The sequence below is a fragment of the Spirosoma harenae genome, from assembly GCF_054776975.1.
This window is the reverse complement of record NZ_BAAHBD010000002.1, coordinates 329,469-344,549: the sequence shown is the minus strand read 5'-3', so window position 1 is coordinate 344,549 and position 15,081 is coordinate 329,469. Positions and strand designations below refer to the sequence as shown.

Below are 15,081 nucleotides of genomic sequence, written 5' to 3'. Positions count from 1 at the left end.
GCCATCAACAACCTGGTGAAGTATTCTCACGCTAGTAAAGCGACCGTAAAGTTTGAGCGCAAGGAGAAGCACTTGCAAGTGCTGATTGAAGACAACGGTCGAGGATTTGACCCAAGCCAAGCCAGCCAGCGAACGGGGCAAAGCAGTATGCAGCAGCGAGCTGAAGCGATGGGAGGCTCATTGGCGGTGCAATCGGGTCCTGAGCAGGGTACCCGATTAGTACTGACCACCTCTCTTAGTTAAGACTAACTCTCTGCGCACATCCTAATTCAACTATGAAACACGTTTATCAGCCCTTATTTACGATTTTAAGTCTGATTCTTGTCCATGCTACCGCTGTCGTAGCTCAAATACCCAAATCACTCGATTCGCTGGAAATGTATGTCCAGACGCATACGCCAACCGACACAAATTTTGTCAATGCCTTAAATGAATTAGGGAACCTGACTACTCGTAAAAAAGCCAATTACGACCGGGCCGATTCGTTATTGCGTACCGCCGAAAAAGTAGCGATTAAACTAAACTTTGGCCGTGGTATTTACAGAGCAAATACCAATATGGGTTCCAATTATTACCTGTCGGACAGACCGCAACAAACCCTTGAATCGCTCAGGAAGGCCCTTTCCATTGCAGAGTCCTATAAACTCGACTCTCGGACAATAGCGCGAGCCCTAACAAACCTTGGAACCGCCTACCGTACTGCGCATCAGTACGAAAAATCGATAGAAGTCTATTTACAATCTCTACGAATGCAGGAACAACACAATCTGCAACCTCGCAATGAAGACACGTTTAACGGAATTGGTTTAGCGTTGAAAGACATGAAACGAACCTCCGAAGCGATCAGCTATTTCAAGCAGGCATTGATCCTGAACCAAACCCAGAAAAACGCATATGGAATGGCTATCTGCGAGCAAAATATGGGTAAATGTTATGATGATCTGGATCAGCAAATAAAAGCGTTAAGTTATTACAAGTCAGCTCACGGTCACGCTCGGGAGGCAGGATCCGAACTTTTACAGGCAGATATTTTAGTCAATACGGGGCTGGCCTTACGAAAAGTGAAGCGTTTCACTGAAGCTAAACAGGCCATCGAACAGGCGCTGGCCATTTCTCGAAAGCAAGCGAACAAATCAGCTATGGCTACGGATTATTTCAATCTGGGGCAAGTTCATGAAGAACTGAAAGACTATAAGCTTGCCGAGCAGTATATGAAAAAGGCCCTTTCGCTGGCTAATGAACTAGAGGACAAAACTAAAATTGCCATCTATACGCAGGGGTTAGCTGATCTATTTGGCGGCATGAAGGATTTTCAGCAAGCGTATGTCTTCCAGCTCGAACGAAACCAACGCATGGATTCCACTACCACCGTCCGTACTTCCGCCGAAGTCCAGCGGCTAGTGGCCAAGTACGAAACTGAGAAAAAAGAAGCCCGAATCAAACTTCTCCAGCAACAAGCCAAAATCAATCAGCAGGAAGCTGAACGAACTCAATTTCGCATCAATGCGCTTCTGGTAGTAAGTTTACTGGTGCTGTCGCTGGGAGCTGCCATCAGCGCCTGGCTGCTCAATCGCTCCCGGCTTAAGCGATTTGAGGAAGCCCAGAACCTACGTAAACAAATCGCTCATGACCTCCATGACGAAGTAGGCAGTACGTTGAGCAGCATTTCTATGCTGAGCGGACACACGAATACCCTTCTTAGCCAAAATAAGCCGGAATTAGCCCAGAAAACTGTCCAGAAAATCTACACCGATGCCCGACACATCCTCGAAGCCATCGATGAGATCATCTGGACCATCAACCCCGGCAACGATTCGCTGCAACGCATTGCCCTTCGCTTGCAGGAGTACGCCCAGCCCCTGATGGAGTCTAAACAGATTCAGTTCTCCTTCCAGATTGATCCAGCTTTAGAGGGATCACCCATCTCCATGGAGGTGCGTCGGAACCTGTACTTAATTGGCAAAGAGGCTATTAATAATTTAGTGAAGTATTCTCACGCTAGTAAAGCGACCGTAAAGTTTGAGCGCAAGGACAGGCAGTTGCAGGTGCTGATTGAAGACAACGGGCAAGGGTATGATGCTACTCAAGCTAATCAGCGAACCGGCCAGACGAGTATGCAGCAACGGGCTGAGGCCATGGGTGGTTTGCTGGAGATACGTTCAATTCCTAGAGAGGGAACGCGTCTGATTTTAACTACCTCACTGGTTTGACTATGACACTAAATCGTCACCTACTATGTAGCCTGGTCGTTCTTCTGACGATTCTTACCTGTAAGGGTCAGGTATACACCGTGAGTGGTGCGGATTCATTACTACGTTATCTGCACACGGCTAAACAGGACACGACCTACATACGGGCTGCCTGCCAGTACGCGCAATGGCTTTATAGACTTAGGGAATTGGATAGGGCCGATTCGCTGCTCAAACGTACAGAAACCCTGGCGATGCGTTTACAGGATACCATGGGGCTGCAACGCGTGTTTTTCCATTTTGGTAACATTTATATGCTACGTCCGGGAAGTGCACACCTTCCTAAAGCCAGGGCGTATTTCGAGAAAGCCCGACAGCTTATAATCAGAAATCATTTGCCGTCGGGTGAATTACTACTGGCCATAACCGGACTTGGCGATGCCTGCTATTTCAGTCATCAACACGAGCCTGCGCTTAAGCATTTTTTAGCGTCAATCCGACTCGCCGAACGGTATCACCTAACAAATAATACTACCCGTGCTTATCTGGGCGTTAGTGAGATTATGGGGATACTAGGCCGGGACAAGGAGCGAGACAAGTATGCCCAAAAAGCGTATGCGATCGCCTATCACGACCAAAATAAAATGATGATATTCTGGGCCGAAGGCACTATGACGGCATTACTCAAACGCCAGCATAAGTATCAAGAGGCTATAAATCACCTAGCCAAAGTCCTTCCCTATACGGATCAGTTTCTATTTCAATCCTGGAAAATCAATATCTATTTAACTATCGGCGATTGCTATAACCAACTTAATCAACCTGCCAATGCCTTGCATGCTCTCAAACTAGCGGAACACTATGCTCAGGAGGCAAGTTTCAGAGCGAATGATATGGATAGACTAAATACCAGTTTTGCGCTGGGACAGTACTACCTATCCCATCAAAACTACCAACAGGCTGAACCTTATTTCCTGAAAAGCTTGAAAATTGCCCGGCAATTGAAGGAACCCCTCGATGAACTGGACGCCAGCGAAGGATTATCGAAAGTGTATGCAGCAGTGCATCAGTACGATAAAGCCTATCGCTTTCAAATGGCTTTTAGCAGACTGAACGATTCACTGTTTTCCTATAAGGCTACTCAGAAAACGCGTGATTTACTCGCTAAAGCCGAAGCTGGGAAACGGGATGCGCAGGTCAGGCTGTTGAATCAACAGAAACAAAGTGCTCAATTTCAACGGAACGCTTTCATAATCGGTGGCCTTTTAATCTTGATTCTTGGAGCACTTTTTTCAGCTTGGCTGCTGAACCGGGCGCGACTCCGGCGACTTCAGGAAGCTCACACACTACGTCAGCAAATTGCGCATGATTTACATGATGAGGTGGGCAGTACAATAAGTAGCATCTCAATGCTCAGCGGCCACACCGATGCCTTGCTCAAACAGAATCAGCCCGAATCAGCCCAGAAAATGGTCCACAAAATATACACCGATGCCCGCCAGATTCTGGAGTCCATCGATGAGATCATCTGGACCATCAATCCCGGCAACGACTCCCTGCACCGCATTGCCCTACGCTTGCAGGAGTACGCCCAGCCCCTGATGGAATCCAAAGGAATCGTGTTTCACTTCTCGGTCGACTCTTCGCTGGACAATTACCCCGTATCGATGGAAGTCCGCCGGAACCTGTATCTGATTGGGAAAGAAGCCATTAATAACCTGATTAAATATTCACAGGCAACCCAGGCGACCCTACGAGTTGAGCTTCAGAACGATCAGCTCAGGGTATTGATTGAAGATAATGGACGAGGATTTAACACCGCTCAGGCCAGCCCCCGTAACGGACAACGGAGTATGCAACAGCGGGCCGTGGCGATGGGTGGCCTATTAGCCGTACAATCAACACCGGGACAGGGAACTCGTTTACAACTGATCATGAACCCATGAAAGTCATACATTTATCCGATTTCCCGGCATGAGCAGACAAGCTATTTTTGTCGAGTAAGTAACGGCAGCTAAGGAACCCGTCCGGATTACTTACCAACAAACACGCTTATCGTATGAAAACGCTCAAACTAGTCTGGATACTTACCTTGGTTGTCAGTTCATTCGCCTGTAGCAAAAAAGGAGAGGATAGCATTACGCCAGCCAGTAAAGGGGTTGTGACAGCCTCGTTAGATGGACAATCGTTTACGTCGGAGCAAGCAACAGCGACTTATAACAAAACGACTAAAGACCTCACTCTTGTGGGATATAATAGTGCTCACATGATGGGCTTTACGCTTGAAAAATTGACAGGCCCCGGTACAATTACGCTGGTTGATATTAGCAAAACAGGCAGTACGGGAAGTTATGTAGATGTGAAAACCAATACGACTTATTCCAATAAAGAAGGGCGTACCGGTACGGTTACCGTAACAAAATTTGATGGAGCTACGATTGAAGGTACTTTTTCGATGAAGACCTATAATCTCCAGCAAAAACGAGAAATTGTACTAACCAATGGCAGCTTTAAAGTATCCGTAGAGACTATTTAGGCATATGATTCGAGTATCTATTTTCGATGACAACAATTCCCTGAGGGAAACCCTCGCTCTGATTTTCGACGCTACCGACGATCTGATCGTAACGGGTCAATATCCCAATGCACTTCAGGCTGCAGAAGTCGTCAAGAGCACCCAACCCGATGTGATCCTGATGGATATCGACATGCCAGGCCGTACAGGTATCGAAGCGGTAAAACTTATTCGCGAGCAAACAACTCGGCCTAAAATTCTGATGCTCACCGTATTTGAAGACGTCGAACGAATTTTTGCGGCTATCTCGGCCGGGGCCGTCGGTTACCTGCTAAAGAAAACCCCAGCCGATAAAATTATGGATGCGATTCGCGAGGTAATGTCGGGTGGGGCCGCAATGACGCCTTCTATTGCGCTTAAAGTGCTGGAAGCCTTTCAACAACCTAAAGCGAGCAATTTTCTGCTAACCGACAAAGAAAAAGAGGTTTTGAAACGATTGGTCGAAGGAGATAGCTACAAACTCATCGCTCATCATTGCGGCATCAGCATGGGCACCGTTCGTACGCACATTGTTAATATCTACGAAAAATTACACGTCAACTCCAAATCGGAAGCAGTAGCTAAAGCACTGAAAACGGGACTGTTTAAATAAATAGGGCACGCCTGAACATTAATAGACCTACCTTGTCATACAGTAGCTTACGGATAAGAATAATCTTTACTATTCCAATCCCTCACCATACTAGTTCCTGCACACAATGCATTCTATAGTCCTGCGTCTGGCGTTTACCGTATGCAGTTTTACTCTGGCATGTGTGTCAGGTTCAGCCCAGAACACGACTCAGTGCTGGGCCCGACCAAATCTCCTAAAAACGAATATATTAGCACCAGTTTCCGTATTTTACGAGCGAGCCTTGTCTCCCCGTTTTGCCCTTCGTACCAGTGCTCGATGGTGGCAGTTTGGGGTGGTTGCCAAAGATGTAAAATTTGTCAATGCAACTGTTGAAGGGAAGATCTATACAGCGAAAATGGCTCGGTTAACGACTCGTGAACACCCCGCTGGTTTTTTCGTCAATCCGTACGTAAAAGTCCGGTCGTTGCGGTATGTAAATGAAATTGGCACTGGCCCAAATAAACCAGTTGAACTGGATGAGATCAGGGTTAAATCCGTCGGCTTCGGGCTGACGATTGGGTATATGTGGGTATTAAAACATGGTTTTGTCATCGAACTGGTTCATGGTGGTGGTTTCATGCCAGAAGCGCTAACCAGCTTTCAACATACCATGCGCTACAGCACCCTAACGTCGGATAGTGGCCAGGATTATCTGATGGCAGACCTCCGATCAGGGGTTAGTGTGGGCTATACATTCTAATTGATTTTGACTAAGTTAATACCATACAATACGAATGAACCTTCGATCACCCTACGTATTTTTTCTTGTCCTTGTTGTATTGGCCTGCCAGTCAAAACCATCTGCAACCGATCAGGCAGCGACACAATCCAAAACCGATTCGCAGGCAGTAGCGGTATCATCCAAATCGGCTCAGAAATCGTCTCAAAACGACTTTCTGATCGTACCCGGCGAACGAGTTGGGCCGATCAACATCAAAACGTCCGAAGCCGACTTACTCAGGACACTGGGCTCAACGATTGTCACGGCTGGGGATACAATGTATGGTCCTGAAGGTATTACGTATTTAGGAACGACACTCTATAAAGGCACATCGGACGAGGTTCAAATTTCCTACACGGATTCAGCACGTATTCGTCCTGAAATCATTACCATTAGACCAAACCTTTTGGATGATGAAGGCAATCCAATCAAAAACCTCACTCCCACGCGCTGGACGACGGCCGACGGCTTACACATCGGTACGACCTTGAAAGAGCTGGAGAAACGAAATGGTAAACCGTTCAAAATCTGGGGATTCGCCTGGGATTATGGCGGTATATTATCCGATTGGCAGGGTGGTAAAATGAGCGGCTTAACCACTAAAAAATCAACCTTCGCGCTCACGTTCGGTCCACCGATAAAACTGACTGCAGAACAGGAAAAAGCCTACAACAATTTGATGGGTGATAGCGAGTTTCTGTCGTCGTTACCCAACATGCAACTCCTGAATCCGATAGTCGTTGCAATTGGCGTGGGCATTGGTCAGTAAGCCTTACGTAGTTCTACGCAATAAACGCCCGGGAGCGACCTTGAAACAATATCAACCCACCTAATAATCAATAGGTTATCTCTAATAAACTCTAAAAAGTAGTTTCCCTATCATACATTTATCCGATTGATTACCCTAGAGCGTGTAAGTAGTTTTGACACAAGTTTTTCGAGTCAAAACGGTGTCAGGAATGCGCTCAAGTTTACTACTTCTCCTTTGCGGGTTTTGGCTGAGTTTTCCCACGTGGGCTCAGACGGATGCTCCCACTCAAAAATCGTCACCCGTGAAGGTGTCGGGTGGGTTAAATGCTTACGCTGGTTTTTATACCGCCAGTGGTATTGCCGCCCGAAATCAACCTTCTCCTCTGGGTCTAAGCGGCTCGGTTACAGTGGCCTTACCCGGAGGCATTTCGCTACCATTTTCGGCTGTACTCGGCAATCAGGGGAGTAGCTTCCGGCAGCCATTCAACCAATTTGGTGTGTCGCCAACCTACAAATGGGCTACTGTTCACGCAGGTTATCGCAATGTAAGTTTCTCGCCATTTACGCTAGCTGGCCATACGTTTCTGGGCGGTGGAGTTGAACTAAATCCGGGTAAACTTCGGCTTGGTGCAGTCTACGGCCGATTCAACAAAGCAATCTCTACAAATATTGCGGAGCCCGATATTATTCCGGCTTACCAACGCACCGGTTACGCAGTGAAAGTGGGATACGGCAAACCCGGTAATTACGTCGATCTGATTATGTTACGAGCCAAAGACGATTCGGCCTCCATCGCATCAGCTCCTCAGTCTGTTTCCTCAACGGTTACGCCCGCCGAAAATCTGGTCGTTGGCTTAACAACCCGATTACTAATTCTAAAACATATTACGGTTGAACTGGATGGCGCGGTGAGTGCCTATACACGCGATGTACGGGCAACTCTGGTATCGACCGAAGGCAGTAATCCGGTAGCACGTTTATTCGGGACACTCATTACCCCACGTTTGTCAACCCAACTGACGCAGGCAACGCAGGCCGCTATTGGGTATCGTGGACAGAACGCAGGGATCAAATTGCAGTACAAACGCATCGATCCCAATTTCCAGACAATGGGAGCTTATTATTTCCAGAGTGATATTGAAAGTTACGCTATTGCTCCGAACCTTACCCTAATGGAGGGGAAACTTCACATATCGGGTAGTTACGGTATTCAGTTTGATAATCTGGCTAATAACAAGAACGCTCGTACAGGTCGTACAATTGGCTCATTGACAGCCTCCTACAATCCCGAAACGAAGTTTGGTATTGATGTACATTTATCCAATTACGGCATTAGCCAACAGGCGGGTCTGCGACCAATTATCGATACACTGAAACTAGCGCAGAATAATCTTTCCGCAACGGTTAATACGCGCTACACACTCCAGAAAGAAGATGTTGTCCAGGTTTTTAATCTAACTACGACCTACCAAAAACTCAGCGATCTAAATGTCAATACTGCCAACCAAACAGAGAACAACAACATCAATCTGAATCTGGGCTATTTCTATCAGCAAACGACAACTGGCTGGGGCTTCAACGGGATGCTATCGTACACGCAAACGCAATTACCGATTGCCGTTGGCGACACGAACCGGACGGTGCGCTTCTTCGGACCAACACTGGGTGCGACGCAGTCTTTTTTCGAGAAAAAATTAACGACTTCGTTTAACGCCAGCTACTTAGTCAACCAGCAGTCGGGTGTGACGGGGAAAGTAATGACTATTTCAGCAACTGGTGGGTATCAGGTAGCTAAACGGCAGACTATAAACGTATCGCTCAATTATTTGAACTCCAATACTGGTATTCAGGAACAAGCATTTAACGAACTCAGAGGGAACCTCGGCTATGGCATCTCTTTTTAATACTATTCTACTGGCGACGACACGTCTCATTCGCAAACGTGTTACGACTCTTAGCGTGCTTTGCGCGATGCTTTGCGTCCTAAGGGTCAGCTCTGTACAAGCTCAGACCTTTCCGCTGCAAATTCAGGTGAGCGTTATGCCACCTTACAGCGCCTATCTGCAGGATTATCCCGGTGCCGGACAGCAAGTACGTGTGTTTGTCATCAACACAGGTCGCACGAATTTTCAGATTCGGCTGGCGGGTCAACTGACGGGCGATAACGGCATTGAGATTCGTACGTCGCCGAACTATCGTCCCCCCCGCCCACTGACGATTCCGCCTGGTCAGACACTACTCACGCGAAATGATCTGGAAGGCTTATTTGATCTGAACCAGATTGAGGTGACGGGTATTGACAAAAATCTGCTGGCCCGCGGTTTTCCGCTACCGGATGGTACGTATCAGCTTTGTATTCGGGCGTATAACGAAACGGCTACCAACACAGCCGCCGTTGCCTTTGGTCAAGCCCTTTCGGCAGAATTTCCATTAGGTTGTTCTGCCCCAATCGTTGTCAAATCCGTCGAGCCACCGATCCTGATTTCGCCCCTTTGCGACGCCAGTATACCAGCCATCATTCCCCAGTCAACAGTCTTTACCTGGACACCACCTGCTGGCGTATCCCCTGCATCAGTTGACTATACCTTACGCATTGTTGAGCTGCCGCAGGAAAATGTTGACCCGAACGTATTTATCGATGCGATTACCCTACCCAAATCCGGCGTAGAGGTTCGGAATTTACGGACGAGCACTTTTTTATACGGTCCTACCCAACCGCCGTTCGTCGTTGGCAAACGGTATGCCTGGCGCGTTCAGGCGATTGATCGCTCGCGCAAATTGAATTTCCAGAACGACGGCAAAAGTCCAGTCTGCGCCTTTACGTACGGCACAGAACCGACTGGCCCGAAGCTGCCGATTATACCCGTCGTTTCCAACGATTCGACCAAATCAACAACGCCGAAAGCATTTAAGAGCAAAGTATTTTGTAAAGCAGTTGAATTACCAAGTGAGGCAAATCCGCTAACCGGCCCCCTCGATGGGAAAACGGTGAAAGTAGGCGAATTCGACCTGATCGTAGCGACTGCCAAGTACATAAATGGCGGTTATACTGGCGAAGGACGAGTTACCTGGAACGGAGCACCCATTAAAGTCCTGTTTCAAAACCTGAAAGTCAATGGCCAGAATCAAGTATTTGACGGCGATGTCAATTCAGACAGCAAAGGACCGGGCACACCCAATATTCCACTTGGACAGATCGATGGCTTTGGCGGATTACCGAACAATTATTTCGATCAGGTCAAGAATACCCTGGTTGAAGCCGCTAAGCAGGCCGTAGCCATTCCTCTGCCGCTCAAATACGATGGAAAAATTGGTACCGTTGGGATCAATCAAATGAGTTTTAGTCCGGTTGGTGCTCAGATGGATATGGTTGTGGGCGTTTCGCTGCCCGAGGCCAATCTGAATTTGTTTCTGGCGGCCGTAAATGTCTGCACTCGCCCCCAGGAAAAACTCCCCAACACCGGTACGCTCTATCTGGTAAAAGACATGCCTATGCCCATACCGGGCGGTATCGGTCAGAAGTTTGTTTTCAAGAAAAGCGACCCCAATAGTGGCAAACCCGAAGGAACCTATGCAACCATTACCAATGGCGATTTCGACAAGGTACATGGGGTTATGGATTTGAATCTGGGCAGTACCATACTGAAACTAGATGATGGAAAGGGTGCCGTGAAAGCAGGCGATTTAGTCGGAACCATTACGGCTGATTTCGTCCAGTGGAGCGATTGGGTCGGTACCGTTTCGTTACCTCCGTTTCAGGTTCCTGGTTTGAGTGGGGTAACATTCACCGGAAATGACATTGTTTATGATCATTCCGACAAAGCCAATCCGGATGGGTTCAACCTGCCTAAAGATTATAACGGCGATACAGGCCTCACGTTTCATGGTACGTATTTCAAGAAAGTTACTGTCGAACTGCCAAAATCCTTCAAAGACAACCCGCGTATAGGGGTAAGCGTAAACGGTGGCATCCTCGACGGGTCTGGTTTTACCGGTTTCATTACATCTGCCAATAAACCGATTCTGGACTACACAAAAGGTTCGTTGGCCGGCTTCGGATTTGGTATCGACGATATTCAGTGGACCATCGTTCAGAACAGCAACAGAGGGGGAAATATCCTGGGAAAATTGCAGTTCCCGATCAGCACGGATTTCTTCAGTTACAGTTGTAGCCTATCGGGTGGTTTTGATAATGTGCAATTTACGGCTTCTCCAAAAGACGGTTATAATGTTCCCTTGTTGGCTGCTACAATGGACTTAAATGCCAATACGGCCATCAACGTGACGTATAAATCAGGCCAAAAGACCCAGATCAGCATGAGTTTGGGTGGAAAAGTAGCCATCGATGTCAAGAAGTTTGCGGGATCGGGATCGGTAGGTAAAGCCATTGATACGGTATTGCCAAAACTGTATTTTGAGAAATTCACCATCGGCAACACGTCTACACCGGGGGCAACGGCGCTTGGCGGCTCTGGATTATATTTGAATACGGGGGAATGGAGCCTGACGAATGATGTTGCTAAAGCGAATAATACGCCAAGTGGCAATGCTAAAAAAGGCGGTGGTCCCTGGTCGCCCGATGATGAACTGAATGAATGGTTTTTGGCCCCATCCGACGACGCCAAATCGTCATTAGCCGGATTCCCTCTTGACTTTGATCCGCCGACTATCGTTTCCACAAAAGAAGGAACGGGCGTACGATTAGGGATTGGTCTGCACCTTGGCGAGGGTGGAGATGATGCGAAGTTTGTTCAGGCGCATGGTTCGCTTGATGTTCTAGGCTCTGTCACGTCTGATGGAAACCGTTTTAAGCCAAGTTTCTCAGGTGTTTACCCTCGCAGTATAAGCGTTGATGGTGCCATTGGCCCTCTGACGGTAAAAGGCGGTCTGGACTTTATCAATAGCGACGGAATCTATGGCAACGGCATAAAAGGAAATGCGGATGTTACCATTCCGGGCTTCGATGTAAAAATAAAGATGATGATGCTCTTCGGAAATGTCAACGGATTCAAATACGGCTTCGTTGATGGAAGTGTTCAGTTTCCTGGCGGAATACCCGTTGTTGGGCCGATCGTTCTGACGGGGCTCGGTGGTGGTATGCACTATAATATGAGTATGACCGTCAATGGGAAAGATGCGCTGGCGGACCCCAGTCAGATAACGAAACTGGCCAAAGCTAGTGAAGACAACAAAAAAGCCCTACCTCCCGTCGATCTGACCCAGCCGGGGAAAACGTTATCCGGCACCGTTTTCAAACCAGCCAAAGGAGGTTGGGGACTTACGGCAAAAATCTATGCTGGGCTGGTCGATCCGCACGTATTCAACGCCAGTTTAGCCATGACCGTCGATTTTGCGGGCGGCAGTATGGGCGGCATCAATATGCACGGCAACGCGAACGTAATCAGCCAATCGGGTGATGGCGACGGTTCCGACGGTGTTGCCCATGCTGTTATGGATATCAATTATGCACAGGGCGTTCTGGATGCCTCGCTGGGTGTCGATGCCAAAGTTCTGACAGCGAAAGTGCATGTTCCCTTCATGATGCACGTAGCAAGCGGCAAAGACTGGTACGTGAAGTTGGGCGATCCAAAAGATGAGAATAATCGCATAGCGGTCACTTTGCTCGATGTAGGAAATGATAAGAGTGCTTTACGCGCTTACTTAGCGGCTAAAGGCTATCTGGCCGTCGGTGTAGGTCCGAATTTGGGTGGCTTACCACCGTTGCCGCAAAAAGTATCCGATTTCCTGTCGAACGGAAGTAATACACTGCCAGAAGCCAAAATGGCTTTCAAACAACGTTCGCTACCCGACTTGCTGGCCACAGGCAATGATTACAAACTGCTTATGGGAGGTAGTATAGAAGGGAAGCTGAAAGTACAGGTACAACCTTTCCGGCTTTGGGCCGATGCTATTGTCGGTTTCGATGCAGCTTTAGCCAAGAATCTGAAATGTGGCGAATCCAATAGTACGCCACAAGGCATCATGGGTTGGTATGGAATGGGTCAGGCGTATGCCTATCTAGGTGGCGGTATCGATATCTACGTAGACGTTTGGTTTTTCTCAGGTTCTCTCTCGCTGATGACTTTACAGGCCGGTGCGGTGTTAAAAGCTGGCGTACCCGACCCGACTTGGGCGGATGGGAAAGTCAAGATAAAAGGCGAAGTACTCGATGGCCTGATTTCGGTTGAAACCACGCAAAGCTTCTCATTTGGCAGCAAGTGTACACCCGTTTATAATGGCGATCCGCTGAAAGATATTGACATCATCGCCGACTTTACTCCGCAGGAAGGTGAAACCGAGATTTCATGCCGACCAACGATGGCTGTAGCCTTTAATATGCCGATGAATCAGCCGTTTGAGGTACACATTCCAAATGCTATTCGCAAGTATAAATTTATTCCCGATCAACCCGTATTCACGTATAAAGATGGTAAACAAGCCTACAAACCTTTTGTCGATCTCAATCCGATTAAATGGTCGGGCGATGCAAAGTCGTATGTACTATCTGCCAGTGCGTTCTTACCATCGTATGCAGTCTGCAAATTAGCGCAGAACGTCGTCATCAAAGAAATCGGCCCCGGTGGTCAACTTGATGATCCGTTTATTGACTCGAAGGGAATCCGCGAAGCTCGGCATCAGGAAAAAAGCGTTGCGTTCACCCTGGGCAAACAACCCGACGAAATTCCCGTCGACGCTATCCAGCGTATGTCGCCGGTGACTATGCAGAAATATTTCCTTAAGAAGGAGTTAGCACAAGGGTTCCTGAAAGGCCAGTACAAAGGATTAGCCGTATTGGACGATGTAGGCAATCCAGCCTTTCAATATACTGCCGATTTCACGAAAGACTGGGATGAATCAACTGTAGCCACCGTTCCAATTCAGTACGACAAGAATGGACGCATTACGTTTGACATTCCTAACGGACTGATAAACGAGGAGCGTTACACGATAAACATTGTTAAACGCAAAAAGGCCACTGGAAATGGATCTGGTAGTGCACTTACGTCGGTCAAATATGTATCAGTAGCGCAAGGGAAAGCGAAATTTCTCCAAACCAGTCTGAATGTGGCGGCTGTGCAGGCCAGCGCGACGGCTTCTGGAAACAACAAGGGGAACCTATTATTCAGTATCCCCTTCAAGACGAGCAAATACAACACATTCCTGGAGAAAATGAAAGGATTGAGTTTAAAGGCAACTGATTATCAAGCCTATTACAAACTTGAGCTTCGATCCACTGCTGGTCCTGGCTATGAACCTTTTGATTCTTTCGACATGAATGGGTATACGCAAATAGCACCAGGGGTAGAAATTCTCACGCCCATGCTGACAGTTAGTTCGCCTTACGTACAGACGCCCAGTAATCCGTTCGAGACGACAATGAAAACCAAGATCTACGACGTCATGCAGGCGCTACACGATAATGGTGATTACGATATTGTCGACAACTACACCTATCTGGGCAAAGAAATGAACGAGGATGGGTATGTGGATCAGGGTAACTATAAATATGAAGGCAGCACTGCGGTGCCAATTGACCCCACACTGAATCAGACGTTTGTCGCTTACGAAGACTGGCGTGAGAAGATTCCGGTCTCGAATTATCAAAGCACAGGCTGGTTCCCGGACCTGAAAGCCCGACCGCTCGACAAAGCTGTCGAATGGAGTTACAACGGCTCGGATATGGTGCGTTTTACCTACCTGCGAGATCACATTATGCTCAGCGACATGGGCGCGCTGGTTCAGTTCTTCAAAGAGATGCAAAAAAACCACTGGGAGGCTCTTCGGAAAGAATACCAGCTCCGAATGAGTATACCGAGCTGGTATAATTTACCGAAAGGCATGACCGAACAGCAGTTCATTACAAAGTATGTGCACGATGCCTCTATAAAATTGAGCTATGGAGCCGGAGGTTACGGTAGTTCGCCAACCATGACCATACAGGGAGGAGCTAGCCATGGCACGTATGCAAGCTACTGGCAAACAATCGAAGATCCGTTCTACAAACAGAGCAACTACGATTATGGTGATGTGCCCCAACGCACGGAAAAGTCGCCCATGTACATTGCTTTCCGCTATGAAATACCCACTAAGGATGATATAGCCATTCGGAATTATACCAACAATTTCATCATCGGCGAAATCAACAAGTTTGTCCCGCTACAGACCTTCTTTCCAACTACTTTTTATTATTTCCCGATGGGTGGTAACTAATCGGGAAACTATTAAATCGAAT

Annotated in this window: 9 protein-coding genes; all 9 read left to right on the top strand. The window is 47.7% G+C overall.

From position 1 onward, the window contains the following. Positions 1 to 243, top strand: a 243-nt coding sequence (locus tag ACYVE4_RS01800; RefSeq protein ID WP_460995133.1) for a sensor histidine kinase, incomplete at its 5' end; no start/stop codon positions are given. A 32-nt stretch (positions 244 to 275) separates the two neighbouring features. Then, complete coding sequence (locus tag ACYVE4_RS01795) at positions 276 to 2,210, top strand: ATP-binding protein (RefSeq protein WP_460995131.1); 1,935 nt, start codon at positions 276 to 278, stop codon at positions 2,208 to 2,210. A 2-nt stretch (positions 2,211 to 2,212) separates the two neighbouring features. Further along, positions 2,213 to 4,135: a tetratricopeptide repeat-containing sensor histidine kinase gene (locus ACYVE4_RS01790; protein ID WP_460995129.1), complete on the top strand. Its 1,923-nt coding sequence runs from the start codon at positions 2,213 to 2,215 to the stop codon at positions 4,133 to 4,135. Positions 4,136 to 4,248: 113 nt separating this feature from the next. Then, positions 4,249 to 4,725, top strand: coding sequence for a DUF6252 domain-containing protein (locus ACYVE4_RS01785; RefSeq protein WP_460995127.1), 477 nt, complete (start codon positions 4,249 to 4,251; stop codon positions 4,723 to 4,725). Between the two features lie 4 nt (positions 4,726 to 4,729). Then, positions 4,730 to 5,356 (top strand): response regulator, encoded by a 627-nt coding sequence (locus ACYVE4_RS01780; protein WP_460995125.1) that lies wholly within the window; start codon positions 4,730 to 4,732, stop codon positions 5,354 to 5,356. 106 nt (positions 5,357 to 5,462) lie between these two features. Further along, positions 5,463 to 6,077, top strand: coding sequence for a DUF3575 domain-containing protein (locus ACYVE4_RS01775; protein ID WP_460995123.1), 615 nt, complete (start codon positions 5,463 to 5,465; stop codon positions 6,075 to 6,077). Positions 6,078 to 6,111: 34 nt separating this feature from the next. Then, complete coding sequence (locus ACYVE4_RS01770; protein WP_460995122.1) at positions 6,112 to 6,867, top strand: hypothetical protein; 756 nt, start codon at positions 6,112 to 6,114, stop codon at positions 6,865 to 6,867. Positions 6,868 to 7,057: 190 nt separating this feature from the next. Continuing rightward, positions 7,058 to 8,752, top strand: a complete 1,695-nt coding sequence (locus ACYVE4_RS01765; RefSeq protein WP_460995120.1) for a hypothetical protein — start codon at positions 7,058 to 7,060, stop codon at positions 8,750 to 8,752. Continuing rightward, positions 8,736 to 15,059, top strand: a complete 6,324-nt coding sequence (locus ACYVE4_RS01760; RefSeq protein WP_460995118.1) for a hypothetical protein — start codon at positions 8,736 to 8,738, stop codon at positions 15,057 to 15,059. Before ACYVE4_RS01765 ends, ACYVE4_RS01760 begins: the two co-directional genes overlap by 17 nt. Positions 15,060 to 15,081: the final 22 nt, after the last annotated feature.